The 23,517-nt window shown below is 75.1% G+C and carries 23 protein-coding genes and 3 pseudogenes; 15 read left to right on the forward strand and 11 right to left on the reverse strand.

The window, feature by feature from the left end; all coding sequences use genetic code 11:
* The first annotated feature begins 4 nt into the window (after positions 1 to 4).
* Positions 5 to 478: a DUF5709 domain-containing protein gene (locus ACIP5W_RS04495; RefSeq protein ID WP_401466587.1), complete on the forward strand. Its 474-nt coding sequence runs from the start codon at positions 5 to 7 to the stop codon at positions 476 to 478.
* Here the strand turns inward: ACIP5W_RS04495 and ACIP5W_RS04500 are convergent.
* Both ACIP5W_RS04500 and ACIP5W_RS04505 read right to left on the reverse strand, forming a co-directional pair.
* On the reverse strand, positions 475 to 699 hold the full coding sequence (locus ACIP5W_RS04500; protein WP_401466589.1) for a hypothetical protein: 225 nt from the start codon (positions 697 to 699) through the stop codon (positions 475 to 477). The two genes, ACIP5W_RS04495 and ACIP5W_RS04500, sit on opposite strands and share 4 nt — an antisense overlap.
* 108 nt (positions 700 to 807) lie before the next feature.
* Complete coding sequence (locus ACIP5W_RS04505) at positions 808 to 1,014, reverse strand: hypothetical protein (protein ID WP_401466592.1); 207 nt, start codon at positions 1,012 to 1,014, stop codon at positions 808 to 810.
* Between the two features lie 209 nt (positions 1,015 to 1,223).
* Here ACIP5W_RS04505 and ACIP5W_RS04510 point away from each other — a divergent pair.
* The 3 genes and pseudogenes from ACIP5W_RS04510 to ACIP5W_RS04520 all read left to right on the forward strand — a co-directional run.
* A pseudogene (locus tag ACIP5W_RS04510) lies at positions 1,224 to 1,499 on the forward strand (hypothetical protein); the annotation flags it as partial.
* A gap of 92 nt (positions 1,500 to 1,591) precedes the next feature.
* Positions 1,592 to 2,087, forward strand: a pseudogene (locus tag ACIP5W_RS04515) (GNAT family N-acetyltransferase); the annotation flags it as partial.
* Positions 2,088 to 2,256: 169 nt separating this feature from the next.
* Positions 2,257 to 2,535, forward strand: a complete 279-nt coding sequence (locus tag ACIP5W_RS04520; RefSeq protein ID WP_363090077.1) for a GlsB/YeaQ/YmgE family stress response membrane protein — start codon at positions 2,257 to 2,259, stop codon at positions 2,533 to 2,535.
* A 22-nt stretch (positions 2,536 to 2,557) separates the two neighbouring features.
* On the opposite strand, the gene ACIP5W_RS04525 is transcribed toward ACIP5W_RS04520, so the two are convergent.
* From ACIP5W_RS04525 to ACIP5W_RS04535, 3 genes are all read right to left on the reverse strand, one after another.
* On the reverse strand, positions 2,558 to 3,445 hold the full coding sequence (locus tag ACIP5W_RS04525) for a Gfo/Idh/MocA family protein (RefSeq protein WP_401466596.1): 888 nt from the start codon (positions 3,443 to 3,445) through the stop codon (positions 2,558 to 2,560).
* A gap of 132 nt (positions 3,446 to 3,577) precedes the next feature.
* Positions 3,578 to 3,805: a hypothetical protein gene (locus ACIP5W_RS04530; protein WP_401466599.1), complete on the reverse strand. Its 228-nt coding sequence runs from the start codon at positions 3,803 to 3,805 to the stop codon at positions 3,578 to 3,580.
* 80 nt (positions 3,806 to 3,885) lie between these two features.
* A complete protein-coding gene (locus ACIP5W_RS04535; protein WP_401466602.1) occupies positions 3,886 to 5,292 on the reverse strand; it encodes a diaminopimelate decarboxylase in 1,407 nt (468 codons plus the stop codon).
* Positions 5,293 to 5,551: 259 nt separating this feature from the next.
* On the opposite strand from ACIP5W_RS04535, the gene ACIP5W_RS04540 reads away from it, so the two are divergent.
* The 3 genes from ACIP5W_RS04540 (at position 5,552) to ACIP5W_RS04550 (ending at position 10,773) form a co-directional block, all read left to right on the forward strand.
* The gene (locus ACIP5W_RS04540; protein WP_401466975.1) at positions 5,552 to 6,448 is read left to right on the forward strand and encodes an alpha/beta hydrolase; all 897 of its coding nucleotides are present in this window, start codon (positions 5,552 to 5,554) and stop codon (positions 6,446 to 6,448) included.
* A 234-nt stretch (positions 6,449 to 6,682) separates the two neighbouring features.
* Positions 6,683 to 9,364: a LuxR C-terminal-related transcriptional regulator gene (locus ACIP5W_RS04545; protein ID WP_401466605.1), complete on the forward strand. Its 2,682-nt coding sequence runs from the start codon at positions 6,683 to 6,685 to the stop codon at positions 9,362 to 9,364.
* 143 nt (positions 9,365 to 9,507) lie between these two features.
* Entirely contained in the window at positions 9,508 to 10,773 is a 1,266-nt protein-coding gene (locus ACIP5W_RS04550) for a PucR family transcriptional regulator (RefSeq protein ID WP_401466608.1), read from the forward strand.
* Positions 10,774 to 10,932: 159 nt separating this feature from the next.
* Here the strand turns inward: ACIP5W_RS04550 and ACIP5W_RS04555 are convergent, their stop codons facing one another.
* Positions 10,933 to 11,100 carry a hypothetical protein gene (locus tag ACIP5W_RS04555; protein ID WP_401466611.1) on the reverse strand — a complete coding sequence of 56 codons (168 nt, stop codon included), beginning with the start codon at positions 11,098 to 11,100 and terminating at the stop codon, positions 10,933 to 10,935.
* A gap of 211 nt (positions 11,101 to 11,311) precedes the next feature.
* Between ACIP5W_RS04555 and ACIP5W_RS04560 the strand changes: the two genes are divergently transcribed.
* From ACIP5W_RS04560 to ACIP5W_RS04595, 8 genes are all read left to right on the forward strand, one after another.
* A complete protein-coding gene (locus ACIP5W_RS04560; RefSeq protein ID WP_401466614.1) occupies positions 11,312 to 12,106 on the forward strand; it encodes an ABC transporter ATP-binding protein in 795 nt (264 codons plus the stop codon).
* On the forward strand, positions 12,103 to 13,083 hold the full coding sequence (locus ACIP5W_RS04565; RefSeq protein WP_401466617.1) for an ABC transporter ATP-binding protein: 981 nt from the start codon (positions 12,103 to 12,105) through the stop codon (positions 13,081 to 13,083). The genes ACIP5W_RS04560 and ACIP5W_RS04565 overlap by 4 nt, the downstream gene beginning before the upstream one ends.
* On the forward strand, positions 13,080 to 13,976 hold the full coding sequence (locus ACIP5W_RS04570) for a branched-chain amino acid ABC transporter permease (protein WP_366056443.1): 897 nt from the start codon (positions 13,080 to 13,082) through the stop codon (positions 13,974 to 13,976). Before ACIP5W_RS04565 ends, ACIP5W_RS04570 begins: the two co-directional genes overlap by 4 nt.
* The gene (locus tag ACIP5W_RS04575; RefSeq protein WP_401466620.1) at positions 13,969 to 15,108 is read left to right on the forward strand and encodes a branched-chain amino acid ABC transporter permease; all 1,140 of its coding nucleotides are present in this window, start codon (positions 13,969 to 13,971) and stop codon (positions 15,106 to 15,108) included. Before ACIP5W_RS04570 ends, ACIP5W_RS04575 begins: the two co-directional genes overlap by 8 nt.
* Positions 15,105 to 16,373, forward strand: a complete 1,269-nt coding sequence (locus ACIP5W_RS04580) for an ABC transporter substrate-binding protein (RefSeq protein ID WP_401466623.1) — start codon at positions 15,105 to 15,107, stop codon at positions 16,371 to 16,373. The genes ACIP5W_RS04575 and ACIP5W_RS04580 overlap by 4 nt, the downstream gene beginning before the upstream one ends.
* A 161-nt stretch (positions 16,374 to 16,534) precedes the next feature.
* Complete coding sequence (locus ACIP5W_RS04585; protein ID WP_401466626.1) at positions 16,535 to 17,392, forward strand: aldo/keto reductase; 858 nt, start codon at positions 16,535 to 16,537, stop codon at positions 17,390 to 17,392.
* Positions 17,393 to 17,559: 167 nt separating this feature from the next.
* Positions 17,560 to 19,329, forward strand: a complete 1,770-nt coding sequence (locus ACIP5W_RS04590; protein ID WP_401466629.1) for an ABC transporter ATP-binding protein — start codon at positions 17,560 to 17,562, stop codon at positions 19,327 to 19,329.
* Positions 19,330 to 19,505: 176 nt separating this feature from the next.
* Positions 19,506 to 19,811, forward strand: a complete 306-nt coding sequence (locus tag ACIP5W_RS04595; RefSeq protein WP_401466632.1) for a DUF5133 domain-containing protein — start codon at positions 19,506 to 19,508, stop codon at positions 19,809 to 19,811.
* A gap of 18 nt (positions 19,812 to 19,829) precedes the next feature.
* Here ACIP5W_RS04595 and tgmB read toward each other — a convergent pair whose 3' ends face one another.
* The 5 genes and pseudogenes from tgmB to ACIP5W_RS04620 form a co-directional block, all read right to left on the reverse strand.
* On the reverse strand, positions 19,830 to 20,816 hold the full coding sequence (gene tgmB, locus ACIP5W_RS04600) for an ATP-grasp ribosomal peptide maturase (RefSeq protein WP_401466635.1): 987 nt from the start codon (positions 20,814 to 20,816) through the stop codon (positions 19,830 to 19,832).
* A gap of 14 nt (positions 20,817 to 20,830) precedes the next feature.
* Positions 20,831 to 21,022 (reverse strand): putative ATP-grasp-modified RiPP, encoded by a 192-nt coding sequence (tgmA, locus tag ACIP5W_RS04605; RefSeq protein WP_363090027.1) that lies wholly within the window; start codon positions 21,020 to 21,022, stop codon positions 20,831 to 20,833.
* 213 nt (positions 21,023 to 21,235) lie between these two features.
* A complete protein-coding gene (locus ACIP5W_RS04610; RefSeq protein WP_401466638.1) occupies positions 21,236 to 21,517 on the reverse strand; it encodes a DUF1232 domain-containing protein in 282 nt (93 codons plus the stop codon).
* A 311-nt stretch (positions 21,518 to 21,828) separates the two neighbouring features.
* Positions 21,829 to 22,167, reverse strand: a pseudogene (locus ACIP5W_RS04615) (molybdopterin cofactor-binding domain-containing protein); the annotation flags it as partial.
* A 76-nt stretch (positions 22,168 to 22,243) separates the two neighbouring features.
* Positions 22,244 to 23,389 carry a hypothetical protein gene (locus tag ACIP5W_RS04620; protein WP_401466641.1) on the reverse strand — a complete coding sequence of 382 codons (1,146 nt, stop codon included), beginning with the start codon at positions 23,387 to 23,389 and terminating at the stop codon, positions 22,244 to 22,246.
* Between the last annotated feature and the right edge of the window lie 128 nt (positions 23,390 to 23,517).

Consider the following 23,517-nt stretch of genomic DNA (forward strand, 5'->3'; position numbering starts at 1 on the left):
ATTCATGGGCACGGAGCCCGAGACGACCGCAGACGACGCCTATCAGCCCACCGGCACCAACGAGGAGCAGGAGGACGCGGCGCCGCTCGACCTCCAGGACGCGCTCGACGAACGTACCTACGACGACATGCTGGACGAGGGCTACTCCCCGCCGGAGAAGCCGCTCGGCGTCACCAAGTACGGCACCACCGCGGCCGAGCAGCACGAGGGGGAGAGCCTCGACCAGCGCCTGGCGCAGGAGGTCCCGGACGTGTCCGAGCCCGCCGGGGACGGCGTCGGCGACCTGCCGCGGGGCGAGGGCGAACCGGTCGACCCGGAGGCCGGCGAGGCACGGGCCGGCCGCCTGGTCGCGCCGGACGAGGGCGCACATCCGGACGCCACCAAGGAGGAGATCGCCGAGGACGTCGGCATCGACGGCGGCGCCGCGGGCGCGGAGGAGGCCGCCGTGCACATCGTGGACGACCACGACCTCCCCTAGGGGCTCCCGGTCCCCGGTGCGGTGCGGTCCGGCTTCCGCCGCCGGCCGGTGGCGTCGGGCGCGGCGGCCCCGCGGGAGGCGGCGGGTGCCGGGCGGGCGAGGACCGTGGGGAAGGCGACGCAGCCCGGCACGACGGGGCGGTCGACGACGGCCGCGCGGCTGCCGGGGCCGGTCGCGGCGACGGCGGCCTTCCGGCCGTCGGGGCCGGGTCCGACGAGCACGTCGAAGACGGGCGCCTCCGGGGTCCGGCAGTGCGGAGGGCCCGTCCGGAAGAGGGTGAACCGGCAGCGTCCGGCACCGGGCGGCAACCGGTTCACCACGGGGTCGGGTCAGGGAAGCATCTTCTCGATGCAGTCCGGCCCCTCCGCCTCCAGCTTGCGCCGGGCCCACTCGAGGTTGCGCGGGGTGAGGTCCCGGCCGGCGGCCAGGACCATGTCCTCGGGCGACACCTCGGTGCCGGTGCGGGTGTGGAGCAGGTTGTCCGGGGTGGCGCGCTCGGAGGGCGGCCGGGAGGGATCGGGCTCGGTGGTCGGCATGGTCACGGCTCCTCGGTCCGGAGGGCTGCTGCGGCCCCGGTGCGGTCATGGGGTCCACTAACACCATTCATCGCCGGAGCGAAGTGTGCATCCCGGGGGCCCGGTGCCCGCCGGACGGGCCGGACGCGAGCCCCTCCGGCGTTCGGGGAGCCGGGACCGCAGGAGGGCGGGGGCGGGGGCGGACGAGGACCCTTCCACCCCGGATGTCCGTCGTCGGCGACAACATCGTCGTGAAGACGCCCGGCCCGGGCCTCGCGGTCGGCGTGCTCGCCGACGCCACCGTCGTACGGCTGCTCGTGGTCCCGGCGGTGACGACCCCGCCGGGCCGGCACGCCTGGTGGACGCCGCGGTGGCTGGACCGGGTCCTGCCCCACCTCGACGCCGAGGGCGGAGGGGCGCCGGAGCGGACGGAGCCGGAGCGCCCCGCAGCCGCCGGGGAAGGGGAAAGCGGGGGACGGCCCGGCGGGGGAGTCCCTACGGTGTGACCGCACGCCCGACGACCACGGAAGGAGGCGAGCGCCACGCGGTCCACGTTCCCGCGGTGCCCGCGCTCCCGCCCCGTGGCCCCGGCGTGCCGCGTCCGACCCGCGAGCGCGGCCTGCCCGAGCGCCCCGGACGCCCCACGCCCCCCGAACCGGACGGCGCCGTGTTCTTCGACGCCCTGCGCCGCGTCCACTCCGTCACCCTCGACGCGCACGCCCGCAAGGCCGTCGCCGAGGGCGGCCTCGGCCCGGCCGCCCGGGAGGAACTCGGCTTCCTCCGCCGGTGCCCGTCCCCGCGAGCGGTGGCGGACCGCCCGCACCCCGGACGGTGACCCGGCCGGCCTCCGCATCCCGGCCCGCAACCCCTCCGGACCGTGCATCGGCCTCCTCGGCGTCGTGCCCGAACACCGGGGCCACGGCTACGCCTACGGCCTGCTCGCCGAGCGCACCCACCACCTCGTCGCCCGCGGCGCGGAGTTCACCGCCGGCGCGACCGGCCGGGGCGGCTTCCCCACGGCCGCGCACTTCACGAAGGCCGGCTACCCGGTCGTACGGAAGCGGGTGGACTTCACGCCCCCTGTTCGTCCGTGAACTCGGGCTGACGGCACGGAACTCCTGCGGCGCCTCCGAGGTGACCGGGCCTGGTCCCGGTGGGGCGAGGAGCCCTTCGAGGACGGTTGACGCGCACCGGCAGGTTTGCGATGCCCCTCGCCGTGCATTCGGAAGACGTACAGACTTTCCAACGGAGATCGGAGGAACCGTGGGCATCATCGCCTGGATTCTGATAGGCCTGCTCGCCGGTGCCATTGCCAAGATGCTCCTGCCCGGGAAGGACCCCGGCGGCATCATCGTCACCATGCTGATCGGCGTCGTCGGTGGTCTGCTCGGCGGCTGGCTCGGCAAGGTGATCTTCGGCGTGGACTCGATCGACGGTTTCTTCGACCTGTCCACCTGGATCGCCGCGATCGTCGGCTCGCTCATCCTGCTGGTCCTCTACCGGGCCGTCACCGGCAACAAGCGGACGCACCGGCACGCCTGACCGGCCCTTCGCGGCCGTGAACTCAGCCCGAGTCGGAGGCCGTCAGGCCCTCGGCCTCGGCGAGGATCTCGGTGACCCGCAGGCCGAATCCCGCATCGCACGGATGCGGACGCCCGTCACGGGCCGCGGCGCACAGCGCGTCCGCGGCCCGGCCGAGTGCTGTCGAGGCGTCCGCGGCACTCTCCGGGAGACGCGCCACCCCGGCCTCCCCACGGATCTCCACGCCCGAACCGGCCGCCGCCGACGGGGCGGTCAGACTGAGCGTCAGCGTGCTGGAGGCACCGCCGCAATGGTCCAGGACCAGGTGGACGCTGTCGCCGGGCCCCGGAGCCGCGGCAGCCACCCGGCTGACGTCGCCGAGGACCGGCAGCAGCACGGACAACGCGTGCGGGCCGACGTCCCACAGGGCGCCCTTCTCCCGTCGCCACGGCGTGGCGAACGGATGGTCCTCGCCGGTGAACACCGAGCCCAGCCACTGCGCGTGCCCCGTGAACCAGCCGCCCGCCTCCGCCTGTTCGGCGATCCACGCCTCGGGCTCGGGGAGGAAACGGGTGGTGAAGAAGACCACCGAGGCGACCCGCGCCTTTTGCACGGCACGCACCACGTCACGCGCCCCCGCCACCGTCGCGGCGAGGGGCTTGTCCAGCAGGAGATGACGACCGGCCCCGGCGGCCCGGACCGCGAGGTCCGCCTGCACGTCCGGCGGCAGCGCCACCGCCACCGCGTCGACCTCCGCGAACAACTCGTCCACGTCGTCGAAGGCCCGGGTGCCGTGACGGTCCGCCAGCTCCTTCGCGGCGGCGGGGCGCCTGCCCCACACCCCGACGAGGTCGAGACCCTCGTGCGCGCTCAGGACGGGCGCGTGGACCATCCGCGCCCAGGGGCCGGTGCCGAGCAGACCGATACGCATGCCGCTGACTCTCCCTGCTGCCGGTCGGGGTGACGCCGGACGCCGCGCCGGACGCCGTCCACGGCGAGCCTCGCACACGAACGGCCCCGGAACGCACCCCTCGGGGAGATCACCGCGGCCGCGGCCCGGCCGTCAGGCGGCGCGGGTCCCCGCTGCGGCCTCGCCGGCGGCCTTGCGGGCGGCCTTGTGCGCGGCCGGTCCCGGGCTCCGCGACGTGTCCCGGACCAGGTGCAGGTGCCTCCTGCGCCCGGCATGCCGGCGCCTGGGCCGAGCGGGGGCGAGGACCCGGTCCTCCACGCGGTCCACGACCACCAGCAGGACGGACAGTGTCGGCAGCAGCAGTACGGCGACCCAGAGCACGGCGTCCCTCCTCGTCCGGCGACCCGCTCCGGGTGCACCGATGCACGCCGTTGATGCGCGCAGACGACCGGGAAACGCCGTCAGGGACGTGAAGGATCCGTGAAACCGTCCAGCAGCGCGTCCGCCTGGGCGAGCCCGCTCTCCTGCGACACCTCCCGCAGGGTCTGGGCCGGCCGCACCGTGACGAACCCGACGCCGCCGGCCCGGAACGCGAAGCCGTACACCCCCGGCCGGGGCAGGCTGTTGTACGCCCAGGGCGCGGAGAAGCAGTAGGCGCCCGCGTCGTGCAGGACGACCAGGTCGCCCTCGGCGAGTTCGGGCAGCGGGCGGTCGTGCGCCACGACGTCACCGGCGAAGCAGAGCGGCCCGGTCACGTCCTGGCGCAGCCGCGGCGCGTCCTTCGGGGTGCCGTCCGGGCCGTACGCGGACACCCGCAGCGGCCAGGCCCGCGGCATGAACACCGTGCGCGTGGCGACCTGGGCGCCGGCGTGGGTGAGCGCGACCCGGCGGCCGCCGGCGTCCTTGACGTACTCGACGCGGGCCGCGAGGAAGCCGTTCTTGGCGAGCAGGGAACGGCCGAACTCGGTGACCAGCCGGTAGCGGCCGTCCAGCACGGCCGGCCGGACGGCGGTGAGCGCGGACACGTAGTCGGCGTAGGTGGGGGTGACGGTGTCGCCGTCGAAGTTCACCGGCAGGCCGCCCCCCAGATCGAGGCTGGTGACCTGCCGACGGCCGCACCGGGCGTCGATCTCCTCGGCGAGGTCGTGCAGGGCCGCGACCCCCTCGGCGATCAGCGGGAGGGGACAGCCCTGCGACCCCACGTGCGCGTGCAGGCGGGTCAGCCACGGGCGGCGCGCGAAGGCCTCGACGACGCGCTCACGGGCCCCCGGGTCCCGCAGGGCGACACCGAACTTGGAATGCGCCGTCGCCGTGCTCATCGGGCCGATGGTGCCGCCGCCGACCTGCGGGTTCACCCGCAGCCCGAGGACCGAGGCGCAGCCGGGCGGGCGCAGGTCGGCCACGCGCTCCAGCTCGGCCAGGTTGTCGGCGTTCAGCGCCACGCCCAGGGCGAGGGCCTCGCGGATCTCCGCGCGGGTCTTCGCGGGCGAGTCCAGCACGATGCGGGCCGGCGCGAAACCGGCGTCCAGCGCCAGCCGCAGCTCGCCCGGGCTCGCCGCCTCGCAGCCCATCCCCGCGTCGGCGAGCAGCCGCAGCACGGGCACCAGCGCGCACGCCTTCGCCGCGAACGTGTGCAGCACGTCGGGGACGTGTGCGAACGCCCCGTGCAGGGCGGCGACGCCGTCGCGCACACCCTGCACGTCGACGAAGGCGGCCAGCGGCCGGTCCTCGCCGATCAGCCCGTCGGCCACGGCCCGGCGCAGGGCGGCCGGGACGCGGGCGGAACGGTCGAAGCCGGCGGAACGGTCGACGCAGGTGGGGCGGGTGCCGCCGGTGGGGCGGGTGTCGTCGTCGGCGGGGAGCACCACGTGAGGGCCTCCTTCGGTGCCGGGCGGGGACGGTCATCTCCAGCTTCGTCCCGGGCGGGGGAGTACGGCGACCGCGGACGACGCCGTGGGCGGCGGGCGGGCCGCACGAGACCGGCGACATTGCCGGTCCCCCGGCGGCGACCGTGCCCCAGAGTGGCACGGCCAGCCCCCACGAGGGCCCGCCCGGCCGGGCGGGCCGCCACGACAGAGAGGACGACTCGTCGTGCAGCAGCAAGCGCGCACCGGTGCCGCCCACCGGGTGCCCACCGGTTCCCCCCACCGCGGACGCGGCCGGTTCGCCGGCCTGGCGACGGCGATCGCCGCTGTCGTCGGTCTCACCACCCTCGGCCAGCCCGCGGCGCAGGCCGCGGACAACCCCTACGAGCGCGGCCCGGCGCCGACCACGTCGAGCATCGAGGCGGCACGGGGCCCGTACGCCGTCTCGCAGACCACGGTCTCCTCCACCGCCGTCACCGGCTTCGGCGGGGGCACGATCTACTACCCGACCAGCACCGCCGACGGCACCTTCGGCGCGGTCGCCGTCTCGCCCGGCTTCACCGGCACCCAGTCCTCCGTCTCCTGGCTGGGCCCGCGGCTCGCCTCCCAGGGCTTCGTCGTCTTCACCATCGACACGACCTCGACGCTCGACCAACCCGCCTCGCGCGGGAAGCAGCTGCTCGCGGCCCTGGACTACCTCACCGGGCGCAGCTCGGTCCGGGCCCGCGTCGACGGCACCCGGCTCGGCGTGATGGGCCACTCGATGGGCGGCGGCGGCAGCCTCGAGGCCGCCAAGACCCGCCCCTCCCTCCAGGCGGCCATCCCGCTGACGCCGTGGAACACCGACAAGACGTGGCCGGAGGTCAGCACGCCCACCCTGATCGTCGGTGCCGACGGCGACACCGTCGCCCCCGTCGCCAGCCACGCCGAGCCCTTCTACACCTCGCTGCCGTCGTCCCTGGACCGCGCCTACCTGGAGCTGAACGGCGCCACCCACTCCGCCCCGACCAGCTCGAACACCACGATCGCGAAGTACAGCGTCTCCTGGCTGAAGCGGTTCATCGACAACGACACCCGCTACGAGCAGTTCCTGTGCCCGCTGCCGACCCCGAGCTCGACCGTCGAGGAGTACCGGGGCAACTGCCCGCACACCTCCTGACACCCCCGACACCTCCCGAAGCCGCACGACGGCGGCGGTCGCGCCCACCCTCGCGCGACCGCCGTCGCCGCCGTTGTGCACGATCACGGCGCGGACGGGCGGCGATTGGGCACCGGCACAAGCCCGCACACCGGGCCCCACCCGCGAACGCCCAGGTGGCGGGCCGGAATCGGGGCCGCATCCACCCGGACGAGCGACTTCCGCCTCACGTTACGCGTGCGTAACGTCACGGGAATGACCGCACAGACGACCGCGACCCCCGGCCCGGCGCCGCACCGGGCGAACGCCGCCGCGGACCGGCTCGACGGCGGCGTGCACGTCGTCACGGGCGAACCGGGCTGCGGCCGCACCCGGTTCCTCGAGCGCGCCGCCCGCGCCTTCGCCGGGCCCGCCGTGCGGGTACGGGCGGACCCCGCCCGGTCGGCCGTCCCCGGCGGCGGCCTGCGCACCCTGCTGCGCGCGCTCGGCGACGCCACCGGCCGCACGCCGGCCGGCGGCTCCGGGCCGGCCCTGCTCGACACGCTGTCCGCCGCTCCGTCCCCGCTGCTCGTGTGCGTCGACGACGCCCACCTGTGGGACCCGGTCTCCCGCGCCGTGCTGGGCGACGCCGCCCGGCAGCTGTGCCGTACGACGACGGCGGCGCGCCTGCTGCTCACGGTCCCCGGACACCGCCCGCCCGCTCCGGAGTTCGCCGGACTGCCGGTGGTGAGGATGGACCCGCTCACCCCGCCCGAGGCGGCGGTGCTCCTCGACGAGGTCACCGGCAAAGCCCTCGACGGGGGAGTCCGGGACGAGCTCGTGGACGCCGCCGAGGGCAACCCGGCCCTCCTCCTGGCCCTCGTACGGCGGCTCTCGCCCGCCCAGCTGCGCGGGGACCGTCCCCCGCCCCGCCCGCTGCCCGGCGCCGAGGTGCTGACGGGCCTGGCCGGCGGGTACCTGGACGGCCTCGCCCCCGGCCGCCGCGACCTGCTGCTGACCGCGGCGGCCGCCGCCCGCGACGACGAGGACACGGGCGTCGGCCTCGGGTTCGTCCTGCGGGCGGTTCGGCACCTCGGGCACGACGGCGCCGCACCGCTGCCCGATCTGCTCGCGGTCGCCGACGACGAGGTCCGCTTCCACAGCGAGCTGCTGCGCCGGACGGTGTACGCGGCGGCGCCGGACGAGCGGCGGCGGGCCGCGCACCTCGCGCTGGCCCGCGAGCTGGAGGAAGGGGACCCGCGGGCCCTGCTGCACCGGGCCTGGGCCGGAGCCGTACGCGGGGACGAACTGGAGGCGGTCGCCGGGGACCTGCCGTCCCGGCGGCTGCGCTGCGCCGCGTACACCCGTGCCGCCGAACTGTGCGACGACGGCCCGCGGCGCGCCGAGCGGTACACGGCCGCCGCCGGCCAGGCCCTGCTCGACGGACGCTCGCACCGGGCGCTGCGGCTCCTCGACGCGGCCCGGACCGGCAGCGCACCCGCCGGCCTGCGCGGCCGTGCCGCACTGCTGCGCGGCACGACGGCGCTGCGTGACGGACCCGTCGACGAGGCCCAGGCCTCCCTCCTGCTCGCCACCTCCCTGCTCGCCGCCCACTCCCCGGCCGACGCCGCGACCGCCGCACTGGCCGCCTGCGACGCGGCGTGGGCGGCGGGCGACCCGGCGGGATGCCTCGCCGCACTCGAACGCTGCGGGCAGGTCACGGAAGTCCCCGCCCCGGGCGATCCCCGCGCCGACTACCGCCTGGGGCTACGGGCCCTGCTGGAGGCGCGGTTCGAGGAGGCCGCGGTCCGGCTGCGGCGGGTGGTGCCGGACCCGGACGGCTCCGGCGACCCGGAGGACGGTCTGCGGGCCGCCGCGGCGGCGCTCATGCTCGGCGACCTCGCCGGCGCCCGCCGGGCGGGCGCGCGGGCCCTGGCCGCCGCCCGCACCCTGGACACCGTCGCGGCCGTGCCCCGGGCGCGGGAGTACCTCGCCTACGCCGAACTGCGCGCCGGCCGGCACGCGCTCGCGCGCACCCACGCCGAGGAGGGACTGCGCGCCGCGCACCGGGCCGGGCAGCGCAACACGGCCGCCCACCAGCACGCCGTACTGGCGCTGGCCGCCTCGATCGAGGGGGAGACCGAACGGGTCGCCGGGCATGTGGCGGCCGCGCTCGGCACCGCCCGCCGGCACGGCCTCGCGCAGGCGGCGACGCTGGCGGAGTGGGCGGCGGCCCGCGCCGACCTGGGGCGCGGCCGGCCCCAGGAGGCCGCGGACCGGCTCGGGCCCCTCGTGCGGCCGGGCACCCGGCGCGGGCACTTCGCGCTGTGGATGCTCGCCGTTCCCTGCTACGTGGAGGCCGCCGTCTCCGCCGGGCAGCCCGAGGGCGCCCGGACCGTCGTCGAGGACTTCGCCCGGTGGGCGGTCTTCGGCGCCGACCCCCAGGCCCCCGCCCAGCTCCTGCGCTGCCGCGCCCTGCTGGCCCCGCAGGACCGGGCGGACACCCTCTACCGGCGCGCCCTCGACCTGCACGAATCGGCCGGCGGCGATTTCGAGCGGGCCCGCACCGAACTCCTTTACGGCAAGTGGCTGCGCCGCCGGCGCCGTCTGCGCGAGGCCCGCGACCGGCTCGGCGCCGCCCTCGTCGGCTTCGAACGGTGCGGGGCCCGCGCCTGGGCCGAGCAGACCCGTGACGAGCTGCGCGCGGGCGGCGCCGCGGCCGGCGGACCGCGCCCGAACGGGCCCGCCGACCTGGCGGGACTGACCCCGCAGCAGCTGCGCATCGCCCGCCGGGTCGCCGAGGGCGCGACCAACCGGGAGGTCGCGCTGACGCTGTCCGTGAGCACCCGCACCGTCGACTACCACCTGCGGAAGGTGTTCGCCACGCTCGGTGTGCGGTCCCGGCTGGAACTGGCCCGGCTGGTCGAGCAGGCGGAAAAGACCGGTGCACACCCCTAGGGACCGACCGGACGGTATGTCATCCTTCGGGGCAGGACCCGCCGGCCGGCGGGATCCGCGCGGACCTCCACGGCCGGCCCGAGCCGGACGGAGCACCACCGTGCGGGAGCCGCCGGGTCACCGACCCCTGGGGGAGGACCGCGATGCACCACGCCCTTCGGCCACGGATTGCGGTGCGCCCGGCACCGGCTGGCCCCGCCGGACCGGGCCCGCGGCCGCGGCCGCGCGTCCGGTCGCTGATCGACGCCGACGCCCTGCGCGTGCTGCACCGCGCCGCGCGGGTACTGCTCGACGACCTGCCCGACCTCACCGACCGGCTCGTCGCCGTCCTCCAGGAGCAGGAGCCCGCCTACCGCGTCGCCGTGGAGAGCGACCCCGCCGCCACCTGGCAGGAGGTCCACCGCTCACTGCGGCACAGCGTGAACTCGCTCCTCGACCCGCGCGGCAACCGGGACGCCGCCCGCCGCTGCTCCTGGAAGATCGGCGCCACCCGGGCCGAACAGGGCCTGCCCCTGGACGCCCTGCTGCACGCCTTCCGGCTCGGCGGCTCCCTGGTCTGGCAGGGCCTGGTCGAGGAGACCTCCCGCTCCGCCCCCGAGGACGTACGCCTCCTCGTGCACGTGGCCGCCGACGTCTGGAACTTCGTCGACGAACACTGCACGCTCGTCGCGGACGCCTACCGGCAGGTCGAACGACAGCTCGCCTGGCGGCGCGAGAACCGGCTGCGGCTGCTCGCCGCCGCCCTCCTGGAGGGCACCAGCCGCATCGCCGACCTGCCCGAGGCCGCGCAGGCCCTGGACCTGCCCGAGCAGGGCCGCTACGTCGTCGTCGCGGTGTCCGGAGGGTCCCCGTCGGAGGCGGCCGGTGCACGTGCCGCGGTGGGACGCGGCGCGCGTGTGCACTGGCACACCGGGGTCGAGGTGGACTACGGCATCGTCCTGCTCGGCGACGGCCAGGACGGGACGGCGGTCGACGGCGGCCCGCCCTCGGGCGCGCGCGTCGGCGTCGGTACGGCCGTGTCGGGCCTGGCCGCCGTCGGCGACGCCCGCCGGCTCGCGGACACCGCGCTGCGCATGTGCCCGGGGAGCGGCGGCACGATACGCCTGACCGAACACCTCCCCGCGGCCCTGGTGATCTCCGCGCCCGACCTCGCCACCGCCCTCGCCGACCGGGTGTTCGGCCCCCTGAGAACCCTGGAACCCGCCGACGCGGCCGTCCTCCTGGACACCCTCGCCACCTGGCTGGCCTGCGACGGCTCCGCCCAGCGGGCGGGCGAACGCCTCTACTGCCACCGCAACACCGTCCTCAACCGCCTCCGCCGCTACGAACAGCTCACCGGCCGCAGCCTCTCCCGCCCGACGGACGTCGTCGAGATCACCCTCGCCCTGGCGGCCCGGCCCGCCCGCTGACGGGCCGCCAGGGCGAGGGAGACGGCACGGCGGTGCGGACCGCCGCCCCGCCATGGAACCGTCCCCGTGTCCCCGTGTCCCCGCGTCCCCGCGTGTGTCTCTGCGTGCCCGCGTGCCCGCGTGCCCGCGTGCGCGCTCCGGCTCCGGGGCGGAGCGCGTTCAGCCGGTGCTTCCCGGCCGGTGCTTCTTGGCGGGCCCGGCCTGGTCCCAGCGGCCCGGCCGCCCGCTGACGGCCTCCGCGGCGAGGCGGCGCGGGGGTGCGGGGGTGCGGGGGTGCGGCGGTGCGGGCCGTACCGCCGCACCGCCCGTGCCCGTACCGCCGCTCACCGCCTCGCCCGTGACCCGCGCACCCCCTCGCCCCGCCGCCACGGCGGCACGCGTCGCCCGCCTGGGCACCCGCACAACCCCCCGCCTCCCGCACTGGGCCTGCGCAGCGAGCCCGCCCCCGCGCCTGTACCGGCCCCTCGGCCCCGTGCTGTGGTGAGCGCCCCCGTCCCCGAAGTGCCGTGACCGGCCGGCACGGACCCGAGGAGCCGCGATGCCCGAAGCACCACCGCAGGATCCGCCCGCGCTGCACGTCGAGGGGCTCGACGTCATGTACGGGCGGGCCCTGTCAGCCCTGCGTTCCGTGTCCCTGACCGTTCCGCACGGCGCGGTCGTCGCACTGCTCGGCGCGAACGGCGCCGGCAAGACCACGCTGCTGAGGGCCGTCTCGGGCACCCTGCGCCTGCACCGCGGCACCGTCACCGCGGGCCGCGTCCGCTACGGCGACACGGAACTCGACGGACGCGACCCGGTCGCCGCGGTCCGGGCCGGAGTCGTCCAGGTCCCCGAGGGCAGACGGGTCTTCGCCGGCCTCACCGTCGAGGAGAACCTGCGCACCGGCGGCCTCGGCCTCGGCCGGCGCGCTCCCGCGCTGGTCCGGGAGTCCCGCGACCGCGTGTACGGCCTGTTCCCCGTCCTCGCCGAACGCAGCCGGCAGGCGGCCGGCCTGCTGTCCGGGGGCGAGCAGCAGATGCTCGCCATCGGCCGCGCCCTGATGGCCGCCCCCCGCCTGCTCCTGCTCGACGAGCCGTCCCTCGGCCTCGCCCCGCGCATGGTGTTCCGCATCGCCGAGGTCGTCCGCGAGATCAACGAGCAGGGCACCGCCGTACTGCTGGTCGAGCAGAACGCCGGCATGGCCCTGTCCCTCGCCGACCACGCACACGTCCTCGAGGTGGGCGAGATCCGGCTCTCCGGCCCCGCCGACGAACTCGCCCGCACGGACGCCGTACGCCGCCTCTACCTCGGCGAGAGCGCCGACGAACCGGCCGGCGACCAGGGGGCCGCGTGAACATCCGCACCACCGGCCGTACGGCCGCCCGCGCCACCGCCGGTTCCCCGGCCGCACCCCCGGCGCTCCACGTCCGTGACGTCACCGTCCGCTTCGCCGGTCTCACCGCCCTCGACTCGGTCTCCTTCACCGTGGCCCCGGGCTCGGTGCACGCCCTGATCGGACCCAACGGCGCGGGCAAGTCCACCTGCTTCAACGTCCTGTCGGGCCTGTGCCGCCCGGCCGCCGGCCAGGTCCTGCTCGGCGACACCGACCTGACGGGACTCGCCCCGCACCGGATCGCCGCGCTCGGCGTGGCCCGCACCTTCCAGAACATCGTCACGACCGAGGGCACGGTCGCCGACAACCTCATGCTCGGCCGGCACGCCCTGTCCCGCGCCGGCTTCGCCGCCAGCGCCCTGCGTCTGCCGAGCGCCGTACGCGAACAGCGCGCCCACCTGGACCGGGTCCGCGAGATCGCCGAACTCACCGGCCTCGCCGCCCACGTCGACACCCCGGTGGCCCTGCTGTCCTACGGCGACCGCAAACGTGTCGAACTCGCCCGTGCGCTCTGCCTGGAACCGCGCGTGCTGCTGCTCGACGAGCCGGTGGCCGGCATGAACGGCGCCGAACGCGCCGCCACCGCCGGCGTCGTCCGCACGGTCCGTGAACAACTCGGCCTGTCCGTCGTCCTCGTGGAGCACGACATGGGCCTCGTCATGCGCCTCGCCGACGAGGTCACCGTCCTCGACTTCGGCCGCCGGCTCGCCCACGGCACACCCGAGGAGATCCGCCGCCACCCCGAGGTGCTGCGCGCCTACCTGGGCACCGGCGCCCCCGACGAGGCCGATGGGACCGGCGAAGCCGACAGGACACCACCCAGGACCACCGACACGGCCGACACGGCCGACACGGCCGACACGGCCGACACGGCCGACACGGCCGAGACCCGCGAAGAGACCGACGTGACCGAACCCCCCGGGGAGAACGCTCAGTGACCACCCTCCTCGACACCCTCCTCAACGGCCTCGCCCTCGGCGCCGTCTACGCCCTCGTCGCCCTCGGCTTCGTGGTCATCTTCAAGGCTTCCGGCGTCCTCAACTTCGCCCACGGCTCGCTGCTCCTGCTCGGCGGCTACCTCGTCGCCGTCCTCCACGACGACCTCGGCTTCGCCGGCGCCCTCGCGGTGGCCGTCCTGGCGACCGGGGCCGTGGCCGGCGCCCTCGACCGGCTGCTGCTGCAACGCGGCGACCCGGACCCCAAGGCCGCCCACGTGCAGACCATCGTCACCATCGGCGTGGACATCGTGCTGGTGACCGACCTGTCCCGGCGCATCGGCGGCGACCTCCTCACCCTCGGCGACCCGTGGGGCGACGCGGTGACCGGCCTCGGCCCGGTGACCGTCGCCGACAGCCGGCTCGCCGCGATCGCCGTCTCCGCCGTCGTCATCGCCGCCGTCTTCGCCCTCTTCCGGTTCACACCCTGGGGCCTGTCCCTGCGCGCGGCGGCCGAGGACGTGGAGGCCGCCGCCCTGATGGGCGTACGGCTGAGCCGGGTCCGCATGCTCGCCTGGTGCCTGGCCGGTGCGCTCGCCGCGCTCGCCGCCGTGTTCCTCGCCGCCTTCCCGGCGCCGGGCCTGGAGCGCACCACCGGCCAGATAGCCCTCAAGGCCTTTCCCGCGGCCATCCTCGGCGGCATGGCCTCACCGCCCGGCGCCCTCGCGGGCAGCCTGCTGATCGGCCTGACCGAGGCCCTCGTGGCGGGCTACCAGTCCGAACTGCACGTCCTCGGCGAGGGGTTCGGCGACGTCGCGCCCTACGCCGTGATGGTGGTCGTCCTGCTGGTGCGGCCCACCGGTCTGTTCGGCGCGAAGGGAGCGGTCCGTGTCTGAAATCGTCCCGAAGTGGGCCAGGCTGCTGCTGCCCGCCCTCGTGCTGTGCGCCCTGCCCTTCTACCTCGACGCCTTCTGGCTGCGCATCGGCCTGTTCTCGCTGGCCGCCGCCATCGGCGCCGTCGGCCTCGGCCTGCTCAGCGGCACCGCCGGCCAACTCTCCCTCGGCCACGCCTTCTTCCTCGCCGTGGGGGCGTACGGCTACACCTGGCTGGCCGGCGACCCCGGCCCGGCCCTGCCGCCGGCGCTCGCCGCCGTCCTCGCCGTGCTGCTGGCGGGTGCGGCGGGCGGCCTGTTCAGCCCCGTCGCCGGACGGGTGCGCGGCATCTACCTGGGCATCGCCACCCTCGCGCTGGTCTTCCTCGGCCACCATCTGCTGCTCACCGCCGACTCCGTCACCGGAGGCTTCAACGGCCGCTCGGTGCCCCCGCTCACCCTCGGCGGCTTCGGGTTCACCGCCGACGACCCCGAACTCACCGTGCTGGGCGTGCCGTTCGGCGCCGAGGAACGCCTCTGGTACCTCGGTCTCGCCCTGTTCGCCCTCACCTGGTTCACCGCGCGCGGACTGCTGCGCGGCCGTCCCGGCCGGGCCCTCGCGGCCGTCCGCGACAGCGAGACCGCGGCGGCCGTCATGGGCGTGAACGTGGCCCGCTACCGTTCGGCCGCCTTCGTCGTGTCGTCGATGTACGCCGGTCTGGCCGGGGTCCTCCTGGCCCTCTCCTTCCGCCGGGTGGTACCCGACTACTTCGGCCTGGCCCTCTCCGTCGACTACCTCGCCATGATCGTCATCGGCGGCCTCGGATCCGTCGCCGGAGCCACCGCGGGAGCCTTCTTCGTCACCGCGCTGCCCCTGCTGATGACCCGGTACGCCGACCGGCTCCCGCTGGTCACCGCTCCCGGCACCGGCGGTGAGGGCGCCGTCGGCCCGACCGAGGCCGCCCGCTACCTCTACGGCGCCGCGATCGTCGTCATCCTCCTGTACGCCCCCGACGGACTGCACGGCCTGACCCGTCGGGTACGCGCCCGCCTGCGGCCCGCCCGCTCACCCGGCCGGACCCCGTCCGCACCCCCGCCGACCACCACCGACGCCCCGCCCGCCTCACCGGCACGAGCCAAGGAGCACACCCCGTGAACCCCAAGCACCGCACCCGCGGCACCGCCCTCACCGCGGCACTGGCTGCCCTGCTGATCGCGGCCACCGGCTGTAGCTCCAAAGCGGACGGCGGCACCACCTCCGACGGCGCCGACGGCGTCACGTCCGGTCCCGGAGTGACCGACAGGGCCATCAGGCTGGGCGCCCTCACCGACCTCACCGGCCCCTACGCCACGCTCGGCAAGTCCATCGTGCAGGCCCAGCAGATGTGGGCCGACGAGACCAACGCCAAGGGCGGCATCTGCGGCCGCAAGGTCGAGATCGTCGTCAAGGACCACGGCTACGACGTCCAGAAGGCCGTCACCGCCTACGCCGACATCTCCCCGGACGTCGTCGCCCTGCCCCAGGTCATCGGTTCCCCGGTCGTCGCGGCCCTGCTCGACGACATCGAACGCGACCACCTGCTCACCTACCCCCAGGCCTGGGCCGCCTCCCTGCTCGGCAAGGACTCCGTCCAGGTCATGGCCACCACGTACGACCTCGACATGATCGCCGCGGTCGACTTCCTCACCCGCACCAAGGGCCTGGCCAAGGGCGACACCGTCGGGCACGTCTACTTCGAGGGCGACTACGGCGCCAACGCGCTCGAGGGTTCCACCTGGGCGGCGAAGAAGGCCGGGCTGAAGATCGCGGGCCAGAAGATCAAGGCGACGGACACCGACCTCTCCGCCCAGGTGACGGCGCTGAAGAAGGACGGTGTGAAGGCGATCCTGATCAGCGCCGGGCCCGCCCAGACGGCCTCCCTGGTCGGCGTCGCCGCCTCCCGCGGCCTGCGCGTCCCCGTCGTCAGCAGCGCGCCGGGCTTCGCCCCGCAGCTGATGAAGACCCCCGCCGCACCGGCCCTGACGGCCATGCTGAGCATCGTCAGCGGCGCCCCGGCCGTCAGCTCCGACATCCCCGGCGTCAAGAACATGGTCACCGCCTACACGAAGAAGTACCCGGCCTCCCCGGTCGACTCCGGGGCACTGTCCGGCTACAACGCGGCCCAGCTCCTCGGCGCCGACCTGAAGAAGGCCTGCGAGGGCGGCAGCCTCGCCCGCGAGGACGTGGTGAAGGCGCACCGTTCGCAGAAGGACGTCGACACCGGCCTCGGCAGCCCGCAGAACTTCACCGACGTCGACCGGCCCGCCGCACTGTCGACGTACGTACTGAAGCCGGACGCGAAGGCGGCCGGCGGCGTGGTGGGCGTCGAGGACGCGCACCAGGCGCCGGGAGTGGAGGAGTACCTGGCGTCGAAGTCCTGAACCGGGCCCGCATTCAGCGGCCCCGCTGCTGAATGCGTTCGCTTTCTTCCATTGGACCTCCGAGGCCCGCCGGGGCCAGGCTGGAACGCGTCCGGTGCACCGCGATCACCTTCCGGTGCACCGGACTTCGTCACGCCCACCGCCGAGAGAGGTCACGAGCCATGCACACCCGCCGCATCGGTGACGTCGAGGTCAGCGCGATCGGGCTGGGAGCCATGCCCATGTCGATCGAGGGCCGCCCCGACGAGGCACGCTCCCTCGCCACCGTGCACGCCGCGCTGGACGCCGGCGTCACCCTGATCGACACCGCGGACGCCTACCACCTGCACGCCGACGAGGTCGGCCACAACGAGACCCTCGTCGCCAAGGCCCTCGCCTCCCACGACCGGGGCGCCGACGTGCTGGTCGCCACCAAGGGCGGCCATCTGCGCCCCGGGGACGGCAGTTGGACCCTCGACGGCAGCCCCCGGCACCTCAAGGAGGCCTGCGAGGCCTCGCTGCGCAGGCTCGGCGTGGAGGCGATCGGCCTCTACCAGTTCCACCGCCCCGACCCGCGCGTCCCGTACGCCGACTCGGTCGGCGCGGTGCGCGAACTGCTCGACGAGGGAAAGATCCTCGCGGCCGGCATCTCCAACGCCGACCCCGGCCGGATCAGGCTGGCGAACGACATCCTGGGCGGCCGGCTGGTCTCCGTGCAGAACCAGTTCTCGCCCGCCTTCCGCTCCAGCGAGCCCGAACTGCGCCTGTGCGACGAACTGGGCATCGCCTTCCTGCCCTGGAGCCCGCTCGGCGGCATCTCCCGTGCCGGTGGACTCGGTTCCGCCCACGCGTCGTTCGCCCGGATCGCCGAGCGGCACGGGGTGAGTCCGCAGCGCGTGTGCCTGGCCTGGATGCTCGCCAAGTCGCCGGTGGTGGTGCCCATTCCGGGTGCCAGCCGCCCGGAGACGATCCGCGACTCGGCCGCGGCGGCCGAGCTGGTCCTCACGGCGGAGGAGCTGGCGGAGCTGGACGCGGCCTGACCCGGCGCGCCGACGGGACGCAGAAACGGGCCACGCCGCCGGGACGAGCCACCGGCGGCGCAGCCCTGCCGACCAGGGATAGAAAGCGCTTGCTCTACGCTCGGGAGCCACACGCCCCACCTGATTCCCGCATCCCGCATCCCGCACCCGGGGAAGGACCACCGCCGATGGCGTCGTCGCTCGACAGACCCCTCGACCACCGCTACCGCGACGAGCACCCGATCCGCACGCTCGCCTACCTCTTCCGCGCCGACCGGCACCGGCTGGCCGGCGCGGTCGTCGTCTTCACCGTCAAGCACAGCCCCATCTGGCTGCTGCCGCTCATCACCGCGTCCATCATCGACACCGTCGTCGAGCACCAGCCCATCGGCCGCCTGTGGACCAGCACCGGCGTCATCCTCTTCATCCTGATCGTCAACTACCCGCTCCACCTGCTCTACGTCCGCCTCCTGTACGGCAGCGTCCGCCGCATGGGCACCACCCTGCGCTCCGCCCTGTGCACCCGCATGCAGCAACTGTCCATCGGCTACCACTCACGGGTCAGCGCCGGAGTGCTCCAGGCCAAGGTCGTCCGGGACGTCGAGGCCGTCGAGCAGATGGTGCAGCAGACCGCGGAGAACGGGCTCGGCGCGATCACCGTACTCATCGGCGGCCTCGTCATCATCGCCGTCCGCACCCCCGAGTTCGTGCCCGTCTTCCTGATCGTGGTGCCCGTCGCCGCGTTCGTCGTGGCCCGCCTGCGGTCCCGGCTGCGCACCCACAACGAGCACTTCCGCCACGAGGTGGAGACCCTCTCCTCACGCGTCACGGAGATGACCCGGCTGATCCCGGTCACCCGCGCCCACGGCCTGGAGGGCAAGGCCATCACCCGCATGGACGGCACCCTGCGCCGCCTGCTGACCTCCGGGATGCGCCTCGACCTGGTCAACGGCCGCTTCGGCTCGATCTCCTGGGTCGTGCTCAACGTGGTCGGCGTGCTGGTCCTGGCGGGCGCTGCCCTCGTGTCGTACTACGAGGTCTGGGGCGTCACCCCCGGTGACGTCGTCATGCTCAGCGCCTTCCTCACCACCCTGACCAACTCCACGACCACGCTGACCGGCCTGGCGCCGGTCATCACCAAGGGCCTGGAGTCGGTCCGCTCGGTCGGCGAGGTCCTCCAGGCGCCCGAACTGGAGGACAACGAGGGCAAGGCCGAACTGACGGCACTGCACGGCGCGGTGAGCTTCGAGGGCGTCGGACACGCCTACGAGGGCGGCCGGCCCTCGGTGCGCGACTTCACCCTGTCCGTTGCGCCGGGCGAGACCGTCGCGCTGGTCGGCGCCTCCGGCGCGGGCAAGTCGACCGTGCTCAACCTCGTCATCGGCTTCATCCGGCCGACCTCGGGCCGGCTGCTGCTGGACGGCACCGACATGAACACCCTCGACCTGCGCACCTACCGGCGGTTCGTCTCGGTGGTCCCGCAGGAGTCGATCCTCTTCGACGGCACCGTCCGCGAGAACGTCGCCTACGGCATGGAGGACGAGGCCGACGAGGAAGCGGTCCGCGCCGCCCTGCGCGACGCCAACGCCCTCGAGTTCGTCGACCGGTTGCCCCAGGGGCTCGACACCCTGGTCGGCGAGCGGGGGGCACGCCTGTCGGGGGGACAGAAGCAGCGGCTGGCGATCGCCCGCGCGCTGATCCGGGACCCCAAGGTGCTCATCCTGGACGAGGCCACCTCCGCGCTCGACACCCGCTCGGAGGCCCTGGTCCAGCAGGCACTGGCCCGGCTGCTGCACGGACGCACCACCTTCGTGGTGGCGCACCGCCTGTCCACGGTGCGCGGCGCCGACCGGATCGTGGTCATGGGGGAGGGGCGGATCCTGGAGACCGGCACGCACGAGGAACTCCTGCGCCGGGACGGCGCCTACGCGGCCCTGCACAGCGGGCAGGCGGCCTGACGCCGGGGGCCGCCCTCCGGGGCGGCACCGGATCGGCACGACAGGACCGGGGCTCCAGAACCGCTGGGCCGGATGGCGAAAAACATACCCCCGGAGGGTGACACGCGCCGCATCCGCGCATGAATCACCCGGGTCCGGGCACACGACGCCCACCACACCTGGAGAAAGGGGCGCTCGTGATCGTTCCGGACCCGAAGACCGTCAGGACGCTGCTCACCCGCTACGCGACGCTGAGGATCGCTCAGGCGGAGCGGGAGGCACCGCAGACGGCCCGCGAGTTGGAGGACGTCACCTACACGCTGTGCGTCCTCATGGCCACGTCCGACGTCCGTGAGGCGGTCGCCGCCGCGGACGCCCTGCTCGCCGCCGAGGTGCGGCCGCCGGCGGCCCGGCTGCCGAAGCAGGAGAAGGACGCGGCGCAGGACGTCACGACGAGGGACGGCGAGCGGGACGAGGAGAGCGGCCTGTCCCTGGCGGTCTGAGGTCGCCCCCGGCCCGGCTCACGGCACCGCCGAACCACAGCGGTCCGCGGGCCGGGCCGGCCGTCGCGGGGGAGTTCCGGCCAGCCACCCCGCGATGGTGCGGGCGATCGGCTGGCCGGTGTCCACCTCGACGAAACCGAACTGGCCCGACTGGTTGCACTCCAGGAACCACCACGTGCCGTCGGCGTCCTCCGCGAAGTCGAAGGCGCCGTAGGCCAGTTCCGCCTCGCGCAGATACGTCCGCACGGCCTCGGCCAGGCGCGCCGGGACGTCGACCGGGCGCCACGGCGCGGTCGACGGTGCGAAGCGCACGTCCACCACCTCCGGGTCGCCGTCGCCGCAGGCCGCCTTGCGGGCGGCCAGCAGTTGCTCGCCCACCGCCGTCAGCCGGATGTCGGCCCGCTTGGCGACCCGCCGTTGCAGCAGCGTCGGGCCGTAGGCGACGGCGGCGAAGTCGGTGCCGGGCGGAACCCGGGTGGTGGGCACCGCCCGGGGCGGATCCTGGGGATGCGCCCCGGACACCGGCTTGACCACCAGGTCGGGGTACCGCTCGGCGAACTCCCGCGCCGCCTGCGGGAACGTCGTGATGAGCGTGGCCGGCACGGGCAGCCCGCTGCGCTGGGCCAGCCGCAGCTGCCACGGCTTGTGCCGCGCCCGCCGGGAGGCGTCCGGATGGTTCATCCAGCGCGCCTCACCGCCGCGCAGCATCCCGTACAGCGCCTGCGAGGCCTCCTCCGTGAGCCACGCGGACGGGTCGGGGGCGCGGGCCGCCGCCGCGCCGGGCCGGCGGACCCACACCGAGCGCAGCGAGTCGATGCTCACCAGCCGCCCCGCGGACGACAGATGGCCCCGGAAGGCGCCGTGCACGTACTCCCCGGAGAGCGCGACGGAACCGGTCAGGTCGGCGGGATCGAGCCGCACGACGGGAACGCCGGCGGCGTTCAGGTGCACGACCACCATGTCCGCCGTGACGTCCTCTTCACTGGTGAGGATGAGCACGGTCATCTCGGCCGCCGCGCTCAGTCGTCGAAGTGCGTCTTGGAGCCGGCTGTGGAGGTCGTCGTCCCGAGCTCTCTCAGCAGGGCGTGGTCGCGGGCGGCGATCCGGCCGTCGAGGAGCACGTTCAACTGCATTCCTGGGTCATAGGCGTACGGAGTGGTGAACTCCAACTCCGCCGCCGGGCGTGCGTAGTTGAGCGCGAACGGTTGCATCGTCTCTCCCTCGTCGGTACTGCGTCGATCAAGCGGTGCCGCCGTGCGACGTCACTCGGGCCCGCTGCTGTGGTGCGACCTTCAGTCACTTATACGAATCGAACGGGTGGTTGGTTTCCTTACTCTCCGTGATCACCGCCGGGTCGGGCCGGGCACAGGGAGCTGAGCAGGGGCGATGAGCCTCGTGCAGGGTGAAAACGTCTTCCCGGGCGGTCAGTTGGCGGTGTCCGCGTGGCCGGGGGCGCGGCGCAGCGAGCGCAGGGCGAGGAGCAGGACGCCGATGTCGTCGAGGTAGACCGGGTCGGGCAGCAGGTCGGCCGGGAGGACGAAGTACGCGACCGCGCCCCAGAACACCCAGCGCGGTCCGGTCGGCAGGCCCGCCTGCCGGAGGCCGCGCCGGGCCCGGACCAGCCGCACCATGACGGTGGCGGCCACGGCGAACAGCGCCACCGCCACTACCGCGGCGACGGTGACGAGCGTGGTGGTCGCATCCACGGGCCCTCCCTGTGCGCGGTCCGTCGCGCGGTGTCCGGTGGTTCCCCGACTGTCGATTTCCCCGTTCCCGTCTGGCGAATGCCCCGTCCGGGGCGGGGAAATCGCGCCGACCGGGTGTCGTTCGACACGCCCGTGGCCCCGGCCCGGACGGCCGCGACGCGCTCACCCGGTCGCCGCGTCCGAGGGGCGGGGGCCGCCGGGGCCCCGCGGGCTCACCGAGGCGACCCCCGCCCCGCCGCGGATCGCGGGCCCGGTCACCGCTGCCACCGCGGTCGTCGCTCTCCTCCTCCGTCTTTGGGGCGGGCGCCGCTTCAGCGGCCGGACTCCGGCAGCGCGGTGAGCACCCGGTCCGGGGTGAGGGGGAGTTCACGGAAACGGACGCCGGTCGCGTGATGGACCGCGTTGCCCACCGCGGCGGCCGTGCCGACGATGCCGATCTCCCCGATGCCCTTGCCGCCCATGGGGTTGAGGTGCGGGTCCTCCTCCTCGACCCAGTGCGCCTCGACGTCCGGCACGTCCGCGTGCGCGGGCACGTGGTACGACGCCAGGTCGGACTCCGTGAAGTCGCCGAACGCGGCGTCCGTCGTGCTGCCCTCGGTCAGCGCCATGCCCAGGCCCGTGGTCATGCCGCCGACGAACTGGGAGCGGGCGCCGGGGTGGGAGGCGCAGGCGTCGGCGGCCTCGGCGGGACTGCCGGCCCGGCCGGGGCGGGCGGGCCGGTTCGGGCTACCCGGCCTCGTCGCCGGCCGGCCCCCGCTCCCGCGGGCTCTCGGCGGTGGCCGGGCGCAGGCCCTTCGCCGTCCCGCGGAGGCGTTCCAGGGTCCGGCCCAGCTGCTGGAACGGTGAGCCGGCGGGCCTGGCGGCCGGCTGCGGAGGCTCGCCCGGCCCGGCCGCCTCCCGGTAGGCCGTCAGCGCCTCGTGCGCCTGTTCGGCGGCCTCCCGGTACAGGTCACGGGACTGCGTCATCGCCTCCAGCGCCTCCCGGTACCTGACCACGAGGCTGCGCTCGCGGGCCAGCTCCTCCTCCAGCGTCAGCAGCCGCCACTCGTCCCGCAGCGCGGTCAGCGCGGCCTCGCCGCCGTCCGGCAGCGGCTTGGGCAGGGCGGCGAACCGGGTCACCGCGTCCAGCAGCTCGGTGGGGTGCGTGCCGTCCAGGAAGACGCTGCGCACCGAGAAGCCCGCGGCCTCGTACCCGGCCGGGGCCGGGGAGCCCGGCAGCACCAGCGCGCCGCCGCGGGGCAGCTCCACGTCGAACTCGCGCAGCGCCCAGTTCGCGGTCCGCAGCTGGTGCGGTGCCGCACGGTGCTCCACGACCCGGTGGTGCAGTCCGGGCGGCAGCAGCGGGATCAGGGAGCGGCGGCCCCGTTCGTCGGGGGTCATGGCCTCGTGCACCAGCAGGTCGATGGTCCAGGTGTCCCGCTGGGCGCCGCGCAGCACCCGCCGCAGTTCCTTGTCGTCCGCCGGGAGCGCGCTGACGTCGAGGTAGCGGCCGCCGGTGACCGTCTCCTGGCCCCACGGGGCATCCTCGTCCCAGGGCCAGAACATGGCGGCCGGCGACGGCCAGCGCAGGTCCCACGGCCGCTCGGCCTCCGCGACCAGCGTCCATTCCTGCCCGCGCCCGGACCACTCGCCGAGCGTCAGCCGGGCCCGCACGGTGATGTCCCCGGGCACCTGCCAGCGGGCTTCGAAAACCAGTTCGCCTTCGGCGGTGTCGGCGTCGGGGACCTCCAGGAAGTCCTGGAGCGTGCCGGCGTCCTTGAGCGAGCGGAGGTTTTTGCGCAGGACGTCCGGCGCGGTCGGACCGGTGTGGCGGCCGCGGGTCAGCCACACCGTGGAGGGCGTCGGGGCCGGGACGGCCGGGGAGGTGAGCATGAGTCCCTTCGTGAGGAGCGGGGGCGACGGGGGAGTGCCAGTATCGCCGTCGCGGCGGGCGGGTGATCGAGCGGGGGGCGGTGCAAAACAGGTCGTGGTGCGCATTCCCACCTGAGCCTCGCGTCACG

It is taken from the genome of Streptomyces sp. NPDC088766, assembly GCF_044750845.1.
Taxonomy (GTDB): domain Bacteria; phylum Actinomycetota; class Actinomycetes; order Streptomycetales; family Streptomycetaceae; genus Streptomyces.

Coding starts and splice junctions, on each gene's coding strand:
- ACIP5W_RS04590 (WP_401466629.1), top strand. CDS start 17,560: ATGGCGTCGTCGCTCGACAGACCCCTCGACCACCGCTACCGCGACGAG.
- tgmB (WP_401466635.1), bottom strand. CDS start 20,816: ATGACCGTGCTCATCCTCACCAGTGAAGAGGACGTCACGGCGGACATG.
- ACIP5W_RS04505 (WP_401466592.1), bottom strand. CDS start 1,014: ATGCCGACCACCGAGCCCGATCCCTCCCGGCCGCCCTCCGAGCGCGCC.
- ACIP5W_RS04620 (WP_401466641.1), bottom strand. CDS start 23,389: ATGCTCACCTCCCCGGCCGTCCCGGCCCCGACGCCCTCCACGGTGTGG.
- ACIP5W_RS04545 (WP_401466605.1), top strand. CDS start 6,683: ATGACCGCACAGACGACCGCGACCCCCGGCCCGGCGCCGCACCGGGCG.
- ACIP5W_RS04560 (WP_401466614.1), top strand. CDS start 11,312: ATGCCCGAAGCACCACCGCAGGATCCGCCCGCGCTGCACGTCGAGGGG.
- tgmA (WP_363090027.1), bottom strand. CDS start 21,022: ATGCAACCGTTCGCGCTCAACTACGCACGCCCGGCGGCGGAGTTGGAG.
- ACIP5W_RS04495 (WP_401466587.1), top strand. CDS start 5: ATGGGCACGGAGCCCGAGACGACCGCAGACGACGCCTATCAGCCCACC.
- ACIP5W_RS04550 (WP_401466608.1), top strand. CDS start 9,508: ATGCACCACGCCCTTCGGCCACGGATTGCGGTGCGCCCGGCACCGGCT.
- ACIP5W_RS04525 (WP_401466596.1), bottom strand. CDS start 3,445: ATGCGTATCGGTCTGCTCGGCACCGGCCCCTGGGCGCGGATGGTCCAC.
- ACIP5W_RS04585 (WP_401466626.1), top strand. CDS start 16,535: ATGCACACCCGCCGCATCGGTGACGTCGAGGTCAGCGCGATCGGGCTG.